This window comes from Caenispirillum bisanense (genome assembly GCF_039523075.1).
GTDB lineage: Bacteria > Pseudomonadota > Alphaproteobacteria > Rhodospirillales > Rhodospirillaceae > Caenispirillum > Caenispirillum bisanense.
The window spans coordinates 176,585-193,930 of sequence record NZ_BAAAEP010000002.1; the positions used below are offsets into that span (position 1 = coordinate 176,585).

The following is a 17,346-nucleotide window of genomic DNA, read 5'->3' on the forward strand; positions in this document are numbered from 1 at the left end:
GCTTACGCCGCCCGCCGCATGTGCTCCAGCACCACCGCCGCAGCCCGTTCCGACGGGCTGCCGGCGCCGCCGCGGAAGGCGGCCAGGGCTTCGGCGAAGCCGGCGCGCTCCGCCTCGCGGGCCGCCGGGTCGTCGAGCAGGCGGGCGGTTTCCGCCGCCACCCGGTCGGCGGTGCAGTCCTCCTGCAGCAGTTCCGGCACCACGGCGCGGTCCAGGATCAGGTTCACCAGGTTGACGAAGCGCACCGTCACGAAGCGGCGGAACAGCCACGCCGACAGCGGCGACACCCGATAGGCCACCAGATGTGGCAGCCCCGCCATGGCCAGCTCCAGCGCCACGGTGCCGGAGGCCGCCATGGCGGCATCGGCGGCGGCGAAGGCATCGTAGCGGGCGCCCTGGCCGCGCACGAGGGTGACCGGCACCGGCCAGTCGGCCACGGCCTGCCCGACCACCTCCGCCACCGTCGCCACGGTGGGGATCACCACCCGCAGGCCGGGGCGCACGGGCGCCAGCCGCTCGACCGCCGCGCGGAACACCGGCAGCAGGCGCGACACCTCCACCCGCCGGCTGCCGGGCAGCACGCACAGCAGCGGGGCCTCTGGCGGGATGCCGTGGGAGGCGCGGAACCCGGCGCCATCGCCCTGCCCGGCCCCGCTTTCGATGATCGAGTGGCCGACATGGCTGCAGGCGAGGCCGTGCTTCTCGAAATAGGGCGGCTCGTTCGGCAGCAGGCACATGAGATGGTCGACCCGCTCCGCCACCGATTTCGCCCGCTTCTCCTTCCACGCCCACACCATGGGGGCGACGTAGTGGATCTGCGGCAGCCGCAGGCCGCGCTTGCGCACGGCGGCGTGCAGGCGGCCGGTGAAGCCCCAGCTGTCGACCGTCACCAGCACGTCGGGCTTCAGGCGCTCGATGGCGTCCACCGTTTCGCGCACGATCTGCAGGATGCGGCGGGCCTTGGGCAGCACCTCCAGGAACCCCATGACCGCCAGTTCCGACAGATCGTGCAGGCTGTCGAGCCCCTGCTCCTGCATGCTCTCGCCGCCGATGCCGGCAAAGCGCACCTGACCGCCGGTGGCCTGCCGCAGCGCGTGCATCAGCCGGGCGCCGAGCAGGTCGCCGGAGGGCTCGCCGGTGACGATGTAGACCAGCGGCGCGTCGTCGCTCATGGTGCGGCCTCCTCGGCGCCGATGCCGACCAGGAACAGGCCAAGGGCATCGGCGCGGGCAATGGTGGCGGGACGGTCGACGATGATGCTGCGGCCGGCGTGGACGGCGATGCCGCGCAATCCGGCGGCAGCGGCGTTCTCCACCGTCTGCGGGCCGATGGTGGGCAGGTCGACGCGGCGGTCCTGCTGCGGCTTGCACAGCTTCACCAGCACCCCCCCGGGACCGGCCCGGCGCAGGCCGGCGCAACGGGACAGAAGGGCGTCGGTGCCCTCGATGGCCTCGACGCCGAGCACGATGCCCTGCTGCACCACCACCGCCTGACCCACGTCCAGCGCGCCCACGGCACGGCAGACGGCGACGGCGCGGGCGATGTCGGCGCGGCCCTGCTCGTCCGGCGTCAGGCGGCCGAGCGGGCCGGGTTCGGGCAGCAGGTCATGCAGGATGGTCTCGACGCCGACGACGCGGAAGCCCTCCGCCTCCAGTTCCGCCGTCAGCGCCTTCAGCAGGCTGTCGTCGCCGAGCGCCCGGAAGCCCAGGCGGGCAAAGAAGCGGGCGGTGCGCCAGTCCGGCCGCAGGTCGCTCAAGGACGGGCGCCGCACCGGCCCGGCCATGACGATGTCGTGCTTGCCGTCGTCGCGCAGGGCGCGGATGCCGGTGCCGGCCTCGCCGATGCGGATCCAGCGCTGCGGGCTGTCGGGACCGATGTCGGCGGCGATGGCATGCCCTTCGATCGCCAGCACGAAAAAGGGCCGGCCGCTCTCACGGCAGGCCCTGACCAGGCGACCGGGCAGCTCGCCGCCGCCGGCGATGATGCCGAGCTTACTCAGCATCACCGGCGGCCACGCTCTCCGCCGTCGGCTGGCAGATGCTGCGGCTGGCATCGGCGCGGATGAAGGCGACGATGTCCTGCACCGCCTGCGAGGTGCCGTACTGCGCCGCCACGGCCTCCAGCCGCTCCGCCATCACCGTGCCGGCGGCGGCGCTGAACAGCAGCTTGTAGGCGTTACGGACGGCGTGGATGTCCTCCCGCTTGAAGCCGCGGCGCTTCATGCCGACCAGGTTCAGCCCCTGCAGGCGGGCGCGGTTGCCGAAGGCGGTGGCGAAGGGGATGACGTCGTTCTCGATGCCGGAGGCGCCGCCGATCATGGCGTGCTGGCCCAGGCGCACGAACTGGTGAACGGCGGTGCCGCCGCCGACCACGACATAATCCTCGATGACCACATGGCCGCCCAGCAGCACGTGGTTCATGATGATGCAGTGGTTGCCGATGTGGACGTCGTGCGCGACATGGGCGCCGATGGCCAGCAGCACGTTGTCGCCCACCTTGGTGAGCATGCCGCCGCCTTCGGTGCCGGGGTTGACCGTGACGTGCTCGCGGATCTGCACGTTGCGGCCGATTTCCAGCCGCGACGGCTCGCCCTTGTACTTCAGGTCCTGCGGCGGCATGCCGACGGAGGCGAAGGGGAAGATCACGCTGCCGTCGCCGACGCTGGTGCGGCCGTCGACCACCACATGGCTCTTCAGCTCGACGCCTTCCCCCAGCTGCACATCGGGGCCGACGACGCAATAGGGGCCGACACGGGCGCTGTCCGCAAGGCGGGCGGCGGGGTCGACGATGGCGGTGGGATGGATGGCGGGCATCAGTCGTCCAGGATCATGGCGGCGTAGGTGGCTTCGGCGACGACCTTGCCGTCGACCCGGCCCTCGGCACGGAACTTCCAAACGTTGCGGCGGCTGTGTTCCTTGAACACGTGCAGCTCCAGCCGGTCGCCGGGCATGACCGGCTTGCGGAACCGGGCGCCTTCCACCGACATGAAGTAGACCAGCTTGCCCTCGCTCTCGGGGCCGAGCGTCTCCACCACCAGCACGGCCGCGGTCTGCGCCATGGCCTCGATGATGAGAACGCCGGGCATCACCGGGCGCTGCGGGAAATGGCCCTGGAAGAAGGGCTCGTTCATGCTGACGTTCTTGATGCCGACGCAACGTTCGTTCTTGTGAACGTCCACCACCCGGTCGACCAGCAGGAACGGATAACGGTGCGGGATCATCTGCATGATCCGCTCGATCCCGATGGTGGTCCCCTCGGTGGTGCCTTCGGTCTTTTCCGACGTCGCGTCCATGTCTTACGTACCCTTCCTGGAAGCGAGTTGCTTCAGCGCGGCGACCTCGCGCCAGAACTCCTTGATAGGTTTCGCGGGGTAGCCCATCACGACGCCGCCCGGCTCGATGTCGCGCATGACGCCGGCCTGAGCCGCCACCTGCGCACCGCTGCCGAGGGTGAGGTGGCCGGCAACGCCCCCCTGCCCGCCGATGACCACGCCATCGCCAAGCCTGGTGCTGCCGGAAATGCCCACCTGCGCCACGATGACGCACCCTTTTCCGAGCTGCACGTTGTGCCCGATCTGCACCAGATTATCAATCCTGCAACCCGACCCAATCACGGTGTCAGGGCCGGCGCCACGGTCGATGGTGGTGTTGGCGCCGATCTCCACGTCATCGCCGATGACGACGCGGCCGAGCTGCGGCACCTTCAGGTGACCCTCGCGCCCCATGGCGAAGCCGAAGCCGTCCTGACCGATGCGGCAGCCGGGGTAGATGTGCACCGCCGCGCCGGCGATGGTGTGGCTGACCGAGGCATTGGCCCCGACCGAGCCATGCGGCCCGATCACCACCCCGGCACCGATGACGGCATTGGGGCCGATGACCGTATGGTCGCCGATTTCCGCCCGCGGGCCGATCACCGCCCCCGCCTCCACCCGCACGCCGGTGCCGAGCACGGCAGTGGGGTCGACCACGGCGGCCGGATGCACGCCGGCTTCCGCCGCCGGGGCCGGATAGAACAGCGCCGCGACGCGGGCATAGGCGCGGTAGGGCTCGCGGCTCAGCAGAAGCATCATGCCGGCCGGCGCCTCGGCGGCAAAGTCGGGGTGCAGCACGCAGGCGCCGGCGCCGCTGTCGCGGAACACCGGCAGATACTTGCGGTTGTCGAGGAAGCTCACCTGCTCCGGCCCGGCCTGGTGCAGGGGCGCCACGTCGGAAAAGCGGCGTTCGGCATCGGCGCCGGCACCCAGTTCCGCGCCGCAGGCGGCGGCGATGGCGCCCAGGGTGAAGGGGCCGGCGTTGGTGAAGAAGCGGGGGTCCGCCATGGTTCAGTCTCCCGGCATGGTGAGCGACGGCGCCCCGTCCGCAGCCTCGGGCAGGCTTTCGGGGTCGGGGAAGGCCACCTGCGGCAGCCGCCGGTTCAGCTCGTCCAGAATCTCGTCGGTCAGGTCCATGCCGTTGTCGAACAGGAACACCTGCGACCGGTAGAGGATCACGTTGACCCCCACCTCGGCGGCAATGTGGTCGGCGACCTGGATGGTGGCCTGCTGCACCTCGCTCATGGCGGCCCCGAAGGCCCGCTCCAGGTTGCGGCGGCGGGTCTGCACCTCGCGCTGGCTGGTGGCCACCCGCTCCTGGAACTCACGCCGCTTGTGGGCGAATTCCTCGGTGGTGGCACCGGCCCGCAGGCGCGCCAGTTCCTGGTCGGCGGCGCGCAGTTCCTGTTCCACCTGGGCGGCATCGGCCTGGTAGGCGGTGACATATTTTTCGCGCTCCGCCCGCACGCCCCGGGCGGCGGTGGCGTCGCGCAGGATGCGCTGCAGGTCGATGACGCCGATGACCGGCCGCGGCACCGACTCGGGTGCCGCCGCCGTTCCCTGTCCGCCCGCGGGAGCCGTCTGTGCGCCGGCCGGGGCCGCCACCGGCGCCGTGAGCGCCAGCAGCGCGACGGCAATCCGGGTGGCGCCGCGCAGGGGCATCAGAACCGGGTCCCGAAGTTGAGGCGGAACAGTTCGGTTTCGTCGAAGTCTTCCTTGAGCACCGGCTGCGCCAGATCGATGTTGATCGGGCCGACCGGCGACTTCCAGATCAGGCCGACACCGACCGAGGCGCGGATGGAGCTGGCGTATTCATAGGAACCGCCGCTCAGGTCCGGCTCGCCGATGACGCCGAAGTCGGTGAAGATCTTGCCGGTGACGCCCAGTTCCTCCGGCAGGCCGAGCGGCAGGCGCAGTTCGACCGAGCCGTTGGCGATCCAGTTGCCGCCCAGCGCGTCGTCGCCGTCGCGGGCGCCGGCGCCGCCGTAGGCAAAGCCGCGCAGGTTCTCGCCGCCCAGGTTGTAGCGGTAGGCGATGCCGAGCGGATCGTCATCGTAGTTGTAGATGTAACCGACGTTGCCGCCGATGCGGACGGTCCAGCGGTCGGCCAGCGGCACGTAGTAGGCGCCGGACAGGTCGTTGCGGATGAAGGCTTCCGACCCGCCGAGACCGGCGACCGAGTTGGCCAGGCTGACGACGTAGCCGTCGGTCGGCTCCACCACGCTGTCGCGCTTGTCGTAGGTCAGCGTGTGGCCGATCTGCGACAGGGTCGAGCGGCCTTCCTGCTCGCGGATGTAGCGCGAGGCATCGTCGTCGACGTTGCGGATCTCGGTCTGCTGCAGGGTGTACTTCAGCTGGTGGCCGAGGAACTCGTTGTAGCTCCAGCCCAGCCGCAGGGCGCCGCCGGTGGTGGTGCTGTCGTAGGACGAGGTCTTCTGGTAATCGTTGGTGATGTGGAAGACGTCGAACCCGGCGCGCAGCGGACGGTCGAGGAAGTAGGGCTCGGTGAACGACAGGTCCACTTCCGTCTGGCGCTGCGCAAGGCGCAGGTTGAGCTTCAGGTCCTGACCCTTGCCGAGCAGGTTGCGCTCGCGGATGCCGGCCTCGAACAGGGCGCCGACGCTGGACGACCAGCCGACGCCGAAGGACAGTTCGCCGGTGGCACGCTCTTCCACGTCGACGATGATGTCGGTCTGGTCCGGCGCGTCTTCCGCCGGCACGTTGTTGACCTCCACCTTCTCGAAGAAGCCGAGGTTGCGGATACGCTCGCGCGAGCGGCGCAGCTTGGCGGTGTTGAAGGCATCGCCTTCCACCAGACGGAACTCGCGGCGGATCACCTTGTCGAGGGTACGGACGTTGCCGTTGATCTCGATGCGGCGGACGAAGACGCGCGGCCCTTCCTGGATGTCGAAGGTCACGTTGATGCGGCGGTTTTCCGGGTCGCGGCTGACGCGCGGGCGGACGTCCACGAAGGCATAGCCGCGGGCGCCGATGGCGTCCGTCAGGTTCTGCACCGTGCGCTCCACCTCGTCGGCGTTGTACCAGTCGCCCTCGGACGGCACGATCTGGCCCTTCAGCGACTCGGGGTCGAGGTCGGGCAGGCTGACGTTGACGTCGATGCTGCCGAAGCGGTAGCGCTCGCCTTCATCCATGGTGAAGGTGATGAAGAACGCCTCGCGGTCCGGCGTCAGTTCGGCGACGGCGGAGGTGACGCGGAAATCGGCATAGCCGTTGCGCAGGTAGAAGCGGCGCAGCAGCTCGCGGTCGTAGGTCAGACGGTCGGGGTCGTAGGTGTCGGCGCTGGAAAGGAAGCGGTACCAGCGCTCTTCCTTCGTCGCGATCTCTTCACGCAGGGCACCGTCGCCGTAGCGGCTGTTGCCGATGAAGGTGATGCGGCGGACGTAGGTGGGCGAGCCTTCGTTGATCTCGAACACCAGGTCGACGCGGTTCTGGTCCAGCTCGATGATCTTCGGATCGACGGTCACGGCATAGCGGCCGCTGCGGCGATAGAGATCGAGGATGCGCTGGACGTCGGACTGCACCTTGGCGCGGGTATAGACCACGCGCGGCCGCAGCTGCGTCTCGGCATCCAGCTGGGTGTCGTCGATGCGCTGGTTGCCCTCGAAGGCAATGCGATTGATGATCGGGTTTTCCACCACCCGCACCACCAGGGAATCCCCGGCCCGGCGCATGGCGACATCGGCGAACAGGCCGGTGGCGAACAGGCTTTTCAGCGACTGGTCAAGGCGCGCCGGATCGAACTGGTCGCCCTCGGCGACAGCCATGTAGGAGCGGACCGTTTCCGGTTCGATGCGCTGATTGCCCTCGACCACGATCTGACGAATGACGCCACCGGTCTGGCCGGCGCCAATTTCCTGGGCGAGGACGGTTGCCGGCACAGCGGCGAGACCGGCAAGAGCGGCGGCAACAGCCGCCGAGCGCACGAGCGAACGCAAGGATGAGCCCCCGGGTGTCTGGTGGTTCTACTTGGTCTGACCCGGGGGAGAATGCCCAGTTCCGCTTAGGAACTCAACCCTCTATCAGCCTGACGATGTCGTTCCACGTCACGAACACCATCAGGCAGACCACCAGCGCGAAGCCGATGCGGAAGCCATACTCCTGCACGCGCTCGCTCAAAGGCCGGCCGCGCAGCGCTTCCACGACGTAGAAAACAAGATGGCCGCCGTCCAGCATGGGCACCGGGAACAGGTTGAACAGCCCGAGCGCCACCGACAGCAGCGCCACGAACATGATGGCGTTGACCACGCCCGACTGCGCCGCCTGACCGGAGAACTGGGCGATGCGCACCGGCCCGCCGAGGTCGTCGGTGCCGCGGGCGCCGGTGACCATCTGGCCGAGCGCCGTCATGGTCGACGACACGATGCCCCAGGTGTGGCCGACCGCCGAGCCCACCGCCGCGACGGGGCCGAGGCGGTGCATCTCCATGCTCTCGCTGCTGACCGACACGCCAAGGATGGGGGTGCGGTGGACGTTGCCGAAGCCGTCGGTCATCTCGGTGATGCGCGGCGTCACCTGGAAGTTCAGGCGGTCGCTGTCGCGCAGCACCTCCACCTGCATGGGCGTGCCGGCGTTGAGCGGCACCAGCCGCTGGATGTCCTCGAACCGCTCGATGCCGCGGCCGTCGATGGCGACGATGCGGTCGCCCGGCTGCAGGCCCGCCTCCGCCGCCGCACTGCCCGGCTGCACGCCGCCGAGGATCGGCGCCGTGGTGGGCTGGCCGACGGTCATGAAGACGGCGGCGAAGATGGCGATGGCGAACAGGAAGTTGAACCCCGGCCCCGCCGCCACCACGGCAATGCGCTGCCCCACCCGCTTGTGGTGGAAGGAGACGGCCCGTTCCTCCGCGCTCAGGTCCCGCGCCGTGTCGCTGCTGCCGGCGCTGGCCTCGTTGGCGTCGCCGAAGAACTTCACATAGCCGCCGAGGGGCAGCAGGCTCACCCGCCAGCGGGTGCCGTGGCGATCATTCCAGCCGAACAGCTCGCGCCCGAAGCCGATGGAGAACACGTCCACCTTCACGCCATTCCACCGGGCAACGATGAAGTGGCCGAATTCGTGCACGAAGACGACGATGGTCAGGATGACCAGGAAGGGCAGGATCGTCGTCCAGAGAACGGAAAGCAGGTCCATGCGGAAAAGCGCCTTTTCGGGTCAGGAGCCGCCGCAGGGGTCACTCCGCGGCGCATAGCGTACTGGTGATGCCGGCAGCAATGCGGCGGGCCTCGGCATCGGCGGCCAGCACGTCGTCCAGGGTTTCGAGCGGCAGGGGCTCCGCCTTCTCGATCGTGCCCTCCACCGTGCGCGCGATGTCGAGAAAGCCGATCTCGCCGGCGAGAAACTTGGCGACAGCCACTTCATTGGCTGCATTCAGAAGAGTAGGGACGCAGCCCCCCGATTGCAAGGCGTGGCGCGCCAGCCGCAGGGCCGGGAAGCGCACCGGATCGGGCGGCTGGAAAGTCAGCTGCGCCACTGCCGCCAGATCCAGCCGCGGGCTCGGCGCGGCGATGCGGCGCGGCCAGCCGAGGGCATAGGCGATGGGAGTGCGCATGTCCGGCGTGCCCAGCTGCGCCAGCATGGAGCCGTCCACATACTCCACCATGCTGTGGATCACCGACTGCGGGTGGACCAGGATCTCGATGCGGTCTTCCGGCAGCGGGAACAGGTGGGCCGCCTCGATCAGTTCCAGCCCCTTGTTCATCATGGTGGCGCTGTCGACGGAGATCTTGGCGCCCATGGACCAGTTGGGATGGGCGACCGCCTGGGCCGGCGTCACCGTCGCCATGGCCTCCGCCTCCCACTCGCGGAACGGCCCGCCGGAAGCGGTGAGCACGATGCGCGACACCGTCTGCGGCTGGGCGAAGTCGAACACCTGGAAGATGGCGGAATGCTCGCTGTCGACCGGCAGCAGGGTGGCGCCGTGGCGCGCCACTTCGGCCATCACCACGGCACCGGCGCAGACCAGGGTTTCCTTGTTGGCGAGGCCGATGACGCAGCCCCGGCGCACGGCGGCGAGCGTCGGCGCCAGGCCGGCGGCGCCGACGATGGCCGACATCACCCAATCCGACGGCCGGGCGGCGGCCTCGCACACGGCGGCGGCCCCGGCGGCAACCTCGATGCCGGTGCCGGCGAGGCGGTCCTTGAGGTCGGCGTAGCAGCGTTCATCGGCCACCACCGCCACTTCCGGCCGCAGCGCCAGCGCCTGGGCGGCCAGGGCGGCGGCGTTGCCGTTGGCGGTCAGCGCCACCACCTCGTAAGCGTCGCGGTCGCGGCTGATGAGGTCGACGGTGCTGCACCCGACCGAGCCGGTGGAGCCGAGGATGGTGACGCGGCGGCGGGCGTCGCGGCCGGTCGCGGTGGGTGCGGACGGAGCTACCATGCGGTGATGCCTCCCTGCCCCAGCAGCACGGCCAGGACCACGGCCGGCGCCGCCAGCACCAGCCCGTCGACGCGATCCAGCACGCCGCCGTGACCGGGGATGATGGTGCCGCTGTCCTTCACGCCGAAGCGCCGCTTCACATAGCTTTCAGAGAGATCGCTGATCTGTTCGATGATCGCAAGGGCGGCGCTGAACACGGTCAGCACCACCAGCGCGCCGGGGTTGACGATCAGCGCCGTCACCAGACCGACCACGGCGGCGGAGAACGCCCCGCCCCACAGGCCGGCCCAGGTCTTCTTGGGGCTGATGCGGGGGGCCAGCTTCGGCCCGCCGATGCGCTTGCCGAAGGCATAGGCGCCGGTGTCGGTGGCCCACACGACGAACATCAGCCACAGCACGGTGGCAAGGCCCCCCTCTTCCCGCAGCCACACCAGCGCGACCGCCGGCAGCGCCACATAAACGGCCCCCAGCGCCGCCCATCCGGCGGCCGGGCGCGACAGGGCGAGCAGGAAGACCGGCACCGGCGCCACCACCACCACGGCCAGCGCCCACAGCGGCAGCGGCACCACCGCCAGGGTGGCGATGGCGGCGGCAAAGCCGGCCGCCCAGCCCGGCAGGCGGTGACCGGGCTGCACCATGGCCTGCCATTCCCACGCCATCAGCAGCGCGATGGCGGCGACCGCCAGATCGAACACCGGCGATCCCGCCCACACGCACAACAGCGCCAGCGGGATCATGATGAGCGCGGAAAGCAGCCTGGTCTTCAGCACGTCGTCGTCAGCCCTTCACCCCGCCGTAGCGCCGTTCACGGCCATGAAACGCCGCAACAGCCGCTTCCAGCTCAACCCGCGTGAAGTCGGGCCACAGGGTGTCGGTGAAGACCATTTCGGCGTAGGCGATCTGCCACAGCAGGAAATTGCTCACCCGCTGCTCGCCGCTGGTGCGGATGAGCAGGTCGGGATCGGGAATGTCGGCAGTGAACAGCCGACCGGCCACGGCCGCCTCGTCGATGGCTGCCGGGTCGATGCGCCCTGCCCGCGCCTCCTCCGCCAGCCGGCGGGCGGCGGCGACGATTTCCGCCCGGCCGCCGTAGGACAGCGCGATGGTCAGCTGCAGGCCGGCGTTGGCGCGGGTGCGTGCCTCGGCATCCTCGATCAGCCGCACCGTCTCGGGGCCGAACCGGTCGCGGTCGCCGATGACGCGCAGCCGCACGCCGTTGGCGTGCAGCTCCGCGATCTCGTTGCGCAGGTAAAGGCGCAGCAGGCCCCGCAGCTCGCTGACCTCGTCGTCCGGCCGGCGCCAGTTCTCCGACGAGAAGGCGAACAGGGTCAGGTAGCCGATTCCCAGCTCTCCGGCGGCCCGCACCACCCGCCGGACGGCTTTCGCCCCCTGGCGGTGTCCGGCGGTGCGCGGCAGGCTGCGGGCCTTTGCCCAGCGGCCATTGCCGTCCATGATGATGGCGACATGCACCGGCGGCGGCGGCGCATCCCCCCGGCTGGGAAGAGGTTCGGCGCCCATCAGACCTGCATGATCTCCTGTTCCTTGTGCTTCAGCGTCTCGTCGACCAGCTTGATGGCTTCGTCGGTGATCGCCTGCACTTCGGTGGAGTGGGCGCGGTGCTCGTCCTGCGAGATGACGCCGTCCTTTTCCATCTTCTTCAGCGTGTCCATGCCGTCGCGGCGGACGTTGCGGATGGCGACGCGGGCGGCCTCGGTGTACTTGGCGGCCACCTTCGACAGTTCGGTGCGGCGCTCTTCCGTCAGCGGCGGGATCGGCACGCGGATGCTCTGGCCCTCGGCGGCCGGATTGAGGCCGAGGCCGGCGTCGCGGATGGCCTTTTCCACCGCCTTGGCCATGCTGCGGTCCCACACGTTGACCACCAGCATGCGCGGCTCAGGCACGCTCACGTTGGCGACCTGGTTGAGGGGCACACTGGAGCCGTAGGCGTCGACGACCACCGGTTCGAGGAGGCTGGTGTGGGCGCGACCGGTGCGCAGGCCGGCGAATTCCTTCTTGAGGACTTCCACCGTCTGTTCCATGCGGTGCTTCAGGTCCTTCTTGAGCGTCTTGAAATCGGCAACGTCAGCGGACACGGCTCATTCCTCCTCGGTAATGATCGTATAACGGCCCTCGCCCTTCATCACGTGGGCGAAAGCGTCCTCTCCATGCATGTCGAAAACAACGATCGGCAGCCGGTTTTCACGGGCCAGCGCAATGGCCGAGGCGTCCATCACCCGCAGGTTGCGGGCGAGCACGTCGGTATAGGTCAGGCGCGCGTAATACTCGGCGTCGGGCACCTTCTTCGGGTCGGCGGAATACACGCCGTCCACGTTGGTGGCCTTCAGAAGGGCGTCGCAGTTCATTTCCACGGCGCGCAGGGCGGCGGCCGTGTCGGTGGTGAAGAACGGGTTGCCGGTGCCGGCGGCGAAGATCACCACCCGGTCCTTCTCCATGTGGCGGATGGCGCGGCGGCGGATGTAGGGCTCGCACACCGCTTCCATGGGAATGGCGGACTGCACGCGGGTCTGCACGCCGCACTTTTCCAGGGCGCTCTGCACCGCCATGGCGTTCATCACCGTCGCCAGCATGCCCATGTAGTCGGCGCTGGTGCGGTCCATGCCCTGGGCGGCGCCGGAGACGCCGCGGAAGATGTTGCCGCCGCCGATGACCAGGCACACCTGCACCCCCATCTCCCGGACCGTGCGCACCTCGCGGGCGATGGCCGCCACGGTCTGGCTGTCGAGCCCGAATTCGCGCGGGCCCATCAGGCCCTCGCCGGAGATTTTCAGAAGGACACGGCGAAATTGCGGCGCGGACATGGGGGCCTCGTTCGTGCTGTCGGACGACGGACGGATCTGGTCTGGCAGCCGCCGGCCGGGCCGGACGGTGGCCGGCGCAGCCGCGTACCACGGGTATCGGCGCAGCCGCGCCCCGGGATATCGCGACGCAGCCGCGTATCACGCCAGGGCGCGCGGAGCGCACGGAAAGGGGCGGCACCGGCCGGGGATGATATACACCATCCCGGCCGCTGTCGCCCCTTTTCCAAAGGACTCAGTTACTTCTTGAGCTGCGCGGCAACTTCGGCAGCAAAGTCCTTTTCTTCCTTCTCGACGCCTTCGCCGAGGGCGAAGCGCACGAAGCCGGTCATCTTGATCGGCGCGCCGAGGGTCTTGGCAGTGTCGTCGATGACCTTCTGCACCTTGCGGTCCGGGTCCATCACGAACGGCTGCTCCAGCACCACGACTTCCTCGTAGTACTTGCGCAGACGGCCTTCGACCATCTTGGCGATGATCTCTTCCGGCTTGCCGGAGGCGCGGGCCTGCTCGGACAGCACGTCGCGCTCACGGTCCAGCGCCTCGGTGGAAACCGAGTCGACGGTCAGGAACTGCGGGTTGGCGGCGGCCACGTGCATGGCGATCTGCTTGCCCAGCTCTTCCAGCTTGGCGGCATCGCCGGCGGACTCCAGCGCCACCAGCACGCCGATCTTGCCGAGGCCCGGCTTCACGGCATTGTGCATGTAGGCGGCGACCACGCCCTGCTCGACCTTCAGGACGGCGGCGCGACGCAGGTTCATGTTTTCGCCGATGGTGCCGATCAGGGCGGTCAGCTGGTCGCCGACGTTCTTGTCGGAGCCCGGGAAGGCGGCAGCCTTCACCGCCTCGACGTCGCCGCCGGTGGCGTAGGCGACGACGGCAGCGGTCTGCACGAAGTCCTGGAAGGTCTCGTTGCGGGCGACGAAGTCGGTCTCGGAGTTCACTTCCACGGCGGCGCCGGTGGTGCCTTCGGCCTTGACGGCGACCAGGCCCTCGGCGGCGACGCGGCCGGCCTTCTTGGCGGCAGCGGCGAGGCCCTTCTTGCGCAGCCAGTCGACCGCCGCTTCCAGGTCGCCATTGGTCTCGGCGAGCGCCTTCTTGCAGTCCATCATGCCGGCGCCGCTCTTCTCACGCAGCTCCTTCACCAGGGACGCGGTAATCTCGGCCATCGTTAAACCTCTCGGTTGGCGTTCAAGCGGATCGGATTGAAAAACCTGAAAAAATGGCGGCGACCAAGGGCCGCCGCCATATCCTGGGCGCGGGCCGAAATCAGCCGTTCTGCGCCTCGGCAGCGGCTTCGGCCTCGTCCAGGCCGGCCTCGACCGGAGCTTCTTCCTGTTCGCCGATGTCGACGCCGGCGGCAGCCATTTCGGCCGAGATGCCGTCCAGCACGGCGGCCGACAGCAGGTCGCAGTACAGCTTGATGGCGCGCAGGGCGTCATCGTTGCCCGGCACCGGGTAGGTGATGCCGTGCGGATCGGAGTTGGAGTCGAGCACCGCGATGACCGGGATGTTCAGCTTGTTGGCCTCGGCGATGGCCAGGCTTTCCTTCACGGTGTCGATGACGAAGATGAGGTCCGGCTGGCCGCCCATCTCCTTGATGCCGCCGAGGGCGCGGGTGAGCTTCTCACGCTCGCGCTCCAGGTTCAGCAGTTCCTTCTTGGTCAGGCCGGACACCGGGCCGCCCGCCATCATCTCGTCCAGCTCGCGCAGGCGCTTGATGGAGTTGGAGACGGTCTTCCAGTTGGTCAGCATGCCGCCGAGCCAGCGGTGGTTGACGTAGTACTGGCCGCAGCGGGTGGCCGCCTCGGCGACGATGTCGGCCGCCTGGCGCTTGGTGCCGACGAACAGCACGCGGCCGCCGTTGGCGACGACGTCACGCACGGCTTCCATGGCGCGGTGCAGCATCGGAACGGTCTGCTGCAGGTCGATGATGTGCACGCCGTCGCGAACGCCGTACAGGTACGGAGCCATGCGCGGGTTCCAGCGACGGGTGTTGTGGCCGAAGTGGCAGCCGGCCTCGATGAGGTGGCGCAGGGTAAAGGTCGGAAGGGCCATGATGTCCTCTTTTCCGGTTGAGCCTCCGCGGGTGGAGTGAACCGGCCCCATGGCCGGCACCGGAACGACCAGGGCAGCAAAAAAGCAGCCCGGCCGCGCACCCGCGTGCGTGGTTGAGGCCCGCTATGTACAGCGCAGCCCCCGCTTTGGCAACCCCCTTGCACACGGGTGGGGGTGAAGAGTTGGTGACGCCCCCCGGCTCAGCTGCCCGGCAGCACCTGCTCGATGGCGGCGATCACCTTGTCGCTGTCGGGGCGGGTGACGGTGGAGAACCAGTCGACCAGGCGGCCGTCGGGGGCGATCAGGTACTTGTGGAAGTTCCACTTGGGCGCCGCCACCATGCCCAGCTCGCCGCGCGCCCACTGGTAGAACGGATGGGCGCCGTCGCCGCTGACCATGGTCTTTTCCGCCAGCGGGAAGTCGACGCTGAAGGTGGTGGCGCAGAACTCCTGGATCTCGGCCTCGGTGCCGGGCTCCTGGCCGCCGAAGTCGTTGGACGGCACGCCGAGCACCACCAGCCCGCGGTCGCGGTAGCGCTGCCACACCGCCTGCAGCTGCTCGTACTGGGAGGTGAAGCCGCACTGGCTGGCGGTATTGACCACCAGCACCGCCTTGCCGGCAAACTGCGACAGCGGCAGCGGGGTGCCGTCGATGGCGGTGAAGGTGAAGGCATGGGCCGATCCCCCCTGCCCGCCCGCCTGGGCGCCGCCGCCGGCGCCGAACAGGCTGGCGACGGCCACCGCCGCGGCGGTCAGAAACCTAATCATACCGTTCCTCCGTCCACGGATCGCCGTGCATGTGGTAGCCGCGCTGCTCCCAATAGCCGGGGCGGTCCTCGTCCATCACCTCGATGTGGCGCAGCCATTTGGCGCTCTTCCAGAAATAGAGCCTCGGCACCACCACCCGCACCGGGCCGCCGTGATCGGGCGACAGCGGCGCGCCGTCCAGGCGGTGGGCCAGCAGCACGCCCTCGGCCGCGAATTCGTCCAGCGGCACGTTGGTGGAATAGCCGTCATAGGACCGCAGCATCACCGCCCGCGCCGCCGCCGTCGGCCGCACCACCGACAGCAGATGCCGCGTCGTAACCCCCTGCCAGGCGGTGTCGTAGCGCGACCAGGCGGTGACGCAATGGATGTCGCTGACGGTATCGACCTGCGGCTGCGCCATGAAGGTGGTCCAGTCCCACGTCACCGGGGTCTCCACGCTGCCGCCGACGCTCAGGCGCCAGGAGGCGGTATCCACCTGCGGCACCATGCCGAGGTCGAGCCGCGGCAAGTGCCCCACCAGCCGCTGCCCCGGCGGCAGCCGGTGCCGGGCGGGATCGGCGGCGGCGCCAGTCAGCGCCCGCCCTGCCTCCGCCCACTGCATCTTGGTACGGACCAGCCTGTCGTTCGGATCGCTGGCGGGGCTCTCGTCGTCGTGGGTCAATGCTGATGCTCGTCGCCGCGCAGGTTGAGGGACCACATGAGGCCGAGCGCCATGCCCTTGGCGCGCGGCAGGAACAGCAGCACCATTTCCAGCCCGACCAGGGTCCAGATGATCAGGTGGGCGGTCAGCGACGGCTGGAACAAGGTCTCGACCAGGATCGCCAGCGGCACCAGCACGTGGCCGATCACCAGGATGCCGAGCCAGGGGGCGAAGTCGTCGGTGCGGATGGCGCTGTAGTCCTCGCCGCAGCAGTCGCAGGCCGGGTTGGGCTCAAGGAAGCGCCGCAGCACCTTGCCTTCGCCGCAGCGCGGGCAGCGCAGGCGGAAGCCGCGCGCCATGCAGCGCAGGATGGGGCCGCGCTTGCGCCGCTCCGCCGCGTTGACGGCCTTGTGGGCGGCCCATTCCGCTTCCCACGACGTGGTCTCGCCCTCGCGGGCCGGAGGATCGTCTCGGTGCGCGGTCATGCTGTCGCCTTCCGTGGCTGCCAGCCCTTGATATTCGAGCCTTTGGCCGCAGCCGCAAGACACAAAGAGTCAAGGGCTTATGCGCGGTCAGAAGTGCGCGATGTATCCGCCGTCAACGAACAGCACATGGCCGGTGACGTAGGAGGCGGCGTCGGAGGCAAGAAAGACCACCGCGCCGCCGATCTCCTCCGGCCGGCCCCAGCGGCCGAGGGAGGTGCGGCGGGCGAGCCAGTCGGCGATGCCGGCGTCGGCCACCATGGCGGCATTGGCGTCGGTGGCGAAGAAGCCGGGCGCCACCGCGTTGACGGTGATGCCCTGCCCGCCCAGTTCCGCCGCCAGGGCGCGGGTCAGCGCCTCCAGCCCGCCCTTGGACATGGTGTAGGCGGCGTCGCCGGCGCGGGAGATGGGGCCGGCGATGGAGGTGACGTTGATGATCCGACCCCGCCCCTTGCCCGCCATCTGCCGCGCCGCCGCCCGGCTGAGGTGGAATGGCGCCACCAGGTTGGTCTCCAGCAGCCGCCGCGCCGCCGCCGTGTCCAGCTGGTCGAGCGGACGGCGGTCGCGGGCGCCGGCGTTGTTCACCAGGATGTCGAGGCCGCCGAACCGGTCGGCGATGCGGGCGAAGGCGGCTTCGCAGGCGGCCTCGTCGGTGATGTCGAGCGGCAGCGCCACCGCCCCCGGCAGCCGCGCCGCCAGGGCCTCCAGCGGCGCCGGGCTGCGGCCGGCGAGCAGCACCGTCGCCCCCGACCCGGCCAGTGCCATCGCCGACGCGGCCCGGAGGCCGCCGCCGGCGCCGGTCACCAGCGCCACCCGTCCCGTCAGATCGAAAGCCGTCGCCGCCATGCCTGCCTCATCCGCCAGTGGTCGGCGCAGGGATGC

Annotated in this window: 19 protein-coding genes; all 19 read right to left on the reverse strand. The window is 69.6% G+C overall.

Translation table 11 applies throughout. The features are described from left to right. Positions 1-2: 2 nt before the first annotated feature. Entirely contained in the window at positions 3-1,172 is a 1,170-nt protein-coding gene (gene lpxB / locus ABD056_RS02515) for a lipid-A-disaccharide synthase (protein ID WP_343864082.1), read from the reverse strand. After that, positions 1,169-2,002 (reverse strand): LpxI family protein, encoded by an 834-nt coding sequence (locus tag ABD056_RS02520; RefSeq protein ID WP_343864083.1) that lies wholly within the window; start codon positions 2,000-2,002, stop codon positions 1,169-1,171. Before ABD056_RS02520 ends, lpxB begins: the two co-directional genes overlap by 4 nt. After that, positions 1,992-2,813, reverse strand: a complete 822-nt coding sequence (gene lpxA / locus ABD056_RS02525; RefSeq protein ID WP_343864084.1) for an acyl-ACP--UDP-N-acetylglucosamine O-acyltransferase — start codon at positions 2,811-2,813, stop codon at positions 1,992-1,994. Before lpxA ends, ABD056_RS02520 begins: the two co-directional genes overlap by 11 nt. Beyond that, positions 2,813-3,292, reverse strand: a complete 480-nt coding sequence (gene fabZ, locus ABD056_RS02530) for a 3-hydroxyacyl-ACP dehydratase FabZ (RefSeq protein ID WP_343864085.1) — start codon at positions 3,290-3,292, stop codon at positions 2,813-2,815. Before fabZ ends, lpxA begins: the two co-directional genes overlap by 1 nt. 3 nt (positions 3,293-3,295) lie before the next feature. Beyond that, entirely contained in the window at positions 3,296-4,318 is a 1,023-nt protein-coding gene (lpxD, locus tag ABD056_RS02535) for a UDP-3-O-(3-hydroxymyristoyl)glucosamine N-acyltransferase (RefSeq protein WP_343864086.1), read from the reverse strand. A 3-nt stretch (positions 4,319-4,321) separates the two neighbouring features. Beyond that, positions 4,322-4,972: an OmpH/Skp family outer membrane protein gene (locus ABD056_RS02540; RefSeq protein ID WP_343864087.1), complete on the reverse strand. Its 651-nt coding sequence runs from the start codon at positions 4,970-4,972 to the stop codon at positions 4,322-4,324. Then, positions 4,972-7,266 (reverse strand): outer membrane protein assembly factor BamA, encoded by a 2,295-nt coding sequence (gene bamA / locus ABD056_RS02545; protein ID WP_343864088.1) that lies wholly within the window; start codon positions 7,264-7,266, stop codon positions 4,972-4,974. The genes ABD056_RS02540 and bamA overlap by 1 nt, the downstream gene beginning before the upstream one ends. A 73-nt stretch (positions 7,267-7,339) precedes the next feature. After that, positions 7,340-8,458 carry an RIP metalloprotease RseP gene (gene rseP, locus ABD056_RS02550; protein WP_343864089.1) on the reverse strand — a complete coding sequence of 373 codons (1,119 nt, stop codon included), beginning with the start codon at positions 8,456-8,458 and terminating at the stop codon, positions 7,340-7,342. Between the two features lie 40 nt (positions 8,459-8,498). Continuing rightward, the gene (locus ABD056_RS02555; RefSeq protein WP_343864090.1) at positions 8,499-9,704 is read right to left on the reverse strand and encodes a 1-deoxy-D-xylulose-5-phosphate reductoisomerase; all 1,206 of its coding nucleotides are present in this window, start codon (positions 9,702-9,704) and stop codon (positions 8,499-8,501) included. Next, positions 9,698-10,474, reverse strand: coding sequence for a phosphatidate cytidylyltransferase (locus ABD056_RS02560; protein ID WP_343864091.1), 777 nt, complete (start codon positions 10,472-10,474; stop codon positions 9,698-9,700). The genes ABD056_RS02555 and ABD056_RS02560 overlap by 7 nt, the downstream gene beginning before the upstream one ends. 7 nt (positions 10,475-10,481) lie before the next feature. Next, on the reverse strand, positions 10,482-11,222 hold the full coding sequence (locus ABD056_RS02565; protein WP_343864092.1) for an isoprenyl transferase: 741 nt from the start codon (positions 11,220-11,222) through the stop codon (positions 10,482-10,484). Beyond that, positions 11,222-11,743, reverse strand: coding sequence for a ribosome recycling factor (gene frr / locus ABD056_RS02570; RefSeq protein ID WP_425545001.1), 522 nt, complete (start codon positions 11,741-11,743; stop codon positions 11,222-11,224). Before frr ends, ABD056_RS02565 begins: the two co-directional genes overlap by 1 nt. Before the next feature lie 57 nt (positions 11,744-11,800). Further along, the gene (gene pyrH, locus ABD056_RS02575) at positions 11,801-12,523 is read right to left on the reverse strand and encodes a UMP kinase (RefSeq protein ID WP_343864095.1); all 723 of its coding nucleotides are present in this window, start codon (positions 12,521-12,523) and stop codon (positions 11,801-11,803) included. A 236-nt stretch (positions 12,524-12,759) separates the two neighbouring features. Continuing rightward, positions 12,760-13,686, reverse strand: a complete 927-nt coding sequence (gene tsf / locus ABD056_RS02580) for a translation elongation factor Ts (protein ID WP_343864097.1) — start codon at positions 13,684-13,686, stop codon at positions 12,760-12,762. A 100-nt stretch (positions 13,687-13,786) separates the two neighbouring features. Continuing rightward, positions 13,787-14,575, reverse strand: a complete 789-nt coding sequence (rpsB, locus tag ABD056_RS02585; protein ID WP_343864099.1) for a 30S ribosomal protein S2 — start codon at positions 14,573-14,575, stop codon at positions 13,787-13,789. Positions 14,576-14,775: 200 nt separating this feature from the next. Beyond that, positions 14,776-15,342: a glutathione peroxidase gene (locus tag ABD056_RS02590; RefSeq protein ID WP_343864101.1), complete on the reverse strand. Its 567-nt coding sequence runs from the start codon at positions 15,340-15,342 to the stop codon at positions 14,776-14,778. Then, entirely contained in the window at positions 15,335-16,003 is a 669-nt protein-coding gene (locus ABD056_RS02595) for a sulfite oxidase-like oxidoreductase (protein ID WP_343864103.1), read from the reverse strand. The genes ABD056_RS02590 and ABD056_RS02595 overlap by 8 nt, the downstream gene beginning before the upstream one ends. Further along, complete coding sequence (locus ABD056_RS02600) at positions 16,000-16,467, reverse strand: DUF983 domain-containing protein (RefSeq protein ID WP_343864105.1); 468 nt, start codon at positions 16,465-16,467, stop codon at positions 16,000-16,002. Before ABD056_RS02600 ends, ABD056_RS02595 begins: the two co-directional genes overlap by 4 nt. Positions 16,468-16,554: 87 nt before the next feature. Further along, entirely contained in the window at positions 16,555-17,310 is a 756-nt protein-coding gene (locus ABD056_RS02605; protein WP_343864107.1) for an SDR family oxidoreductase, read from the reverse strand. Between the last annotated feature and the right edge of the window lie 36 nt (positions 17,311-17,346).

What these genes read in the sequence shown, in the direction of transcription:
- lpxB (WP_343864082.1), bottom strand. Translation starts at nt 1,172, where the DNA reads ATGAGCGACGACGCGCCGCTGGTCTACATCGTCACCGGCGAGCCCTCC.
- ABD056_RS02520 (WP_343864083.1), bottom strand. Translation starts at nt 2,002, where the DNA reads ATGCTGAGTAAGCTCGGCATCATCGCCGGCGGCGGCGAGCTGCCCGGT.
- lpxA (WP_343864084.1), bottom strand. Translation starts at nt 2,813, where the DNA reads ATGCCCGCCATCCATCCCACCGCCATCGTCGACCCCGCCGCCCGCCTT.
- fabZ (WP_343864085.1), bottom strand. Translation starts at nt 3,292, where the DNA reads ATGGACGCGACGTCGGAAAAGACCGAAGGCACCACCGAGGGGACCACC.
- lpxD (WP_343864086.1), bottom strand. Translation starts at nt 4,318, where the DNA reads ATGGCGGACCCCCGCTTCTTCACCAACGCCGGCCCCTTCACCCTGGGC.
- ABD056_RS02540 (WP_343864087.1), bottom strand. Translation starts at nt 4,972, where the DNA reads ATGCCCCTGCGCGGCGCCACCCGGATTGCCGTCGCGCTGCTGGCGCTC.
- rseP (WP_343864089.1), bottom strand. Translation starts at nt 8,458, where the DNA reads ATGGACCTGCTTTCCGTTCTCTGGACGACGATCCTGCCCTTCCTGGTC.
- ABD056_RS02555 (WP_343864090.1), bottom strand. Translation starts at nt 9,704, where the DNA reads ATGGTAGCTCCGTCCGCACCCACCGCGACCGGCCGCGACGCCCGCCGC.
- ABD056_RS02565 (WP_343864092.1), bottom strand. Translation starts at nt 11,222, where the DNA reads ATGGGCGCCGAACCTCTTCCCAGCCGGGGGGATGCGCCGCCGCCGCCG.
- frr (WP_425545001.1), bottom strand. Translation starts at nt 11,743, where the DNA reads ATGGAACAGACGGTGGAAGTCCTCAAGAAGGAATTCGCCGGCCTGCGC.
- pyrH (WP_343864095.1), bottom strand. Translation starts at nt 12,523, where the DNA reads ATGTCCGCGCCGCAATTTCGCCGTGTCCTTCTGAAAATCTCCGGCGAG.
- tsf (WP_343864097.1), bottom strand. Translation starts at nt 13,686, where the DNA reads ATGGCCGAGATTACCGCGTCCCTGGTGAAGGAGCTGCGTGAGAAGAGC.
- rpsB (WP_343864099.1), bottom strand. Translation starts at nt 14,575, where the DNA reads ATGGCCCTTCCGACCTTTACCCTGCGCCACCTCATCGAGGCCGGCTGC.
- ABD056_RS02590 (WP_343864101.1), bottom strand. Translation starts at nt 15,342, where the DNA reads ATGATTAGGTTTCTGACCGCCGCGGCGGTGGCCGTCGCCAGCCTGTTC.
- ABD056_RS02600 (WP_343864105.1), bottom strand. Translation starts at nt 16,467, where the DNA reads ATGACCGCGCACCGAGACGATCCTCCGGCCCGCGAGGGCGAGACCACG.
- ABD056_RS02605 (WP_343864107.1), bottom strand. Translation starts at nt 17,310, where the DNA reads ATGGCGGCGACGGCTTTCGATCTGACGGGACGGGTGGCGCTGGTGACC.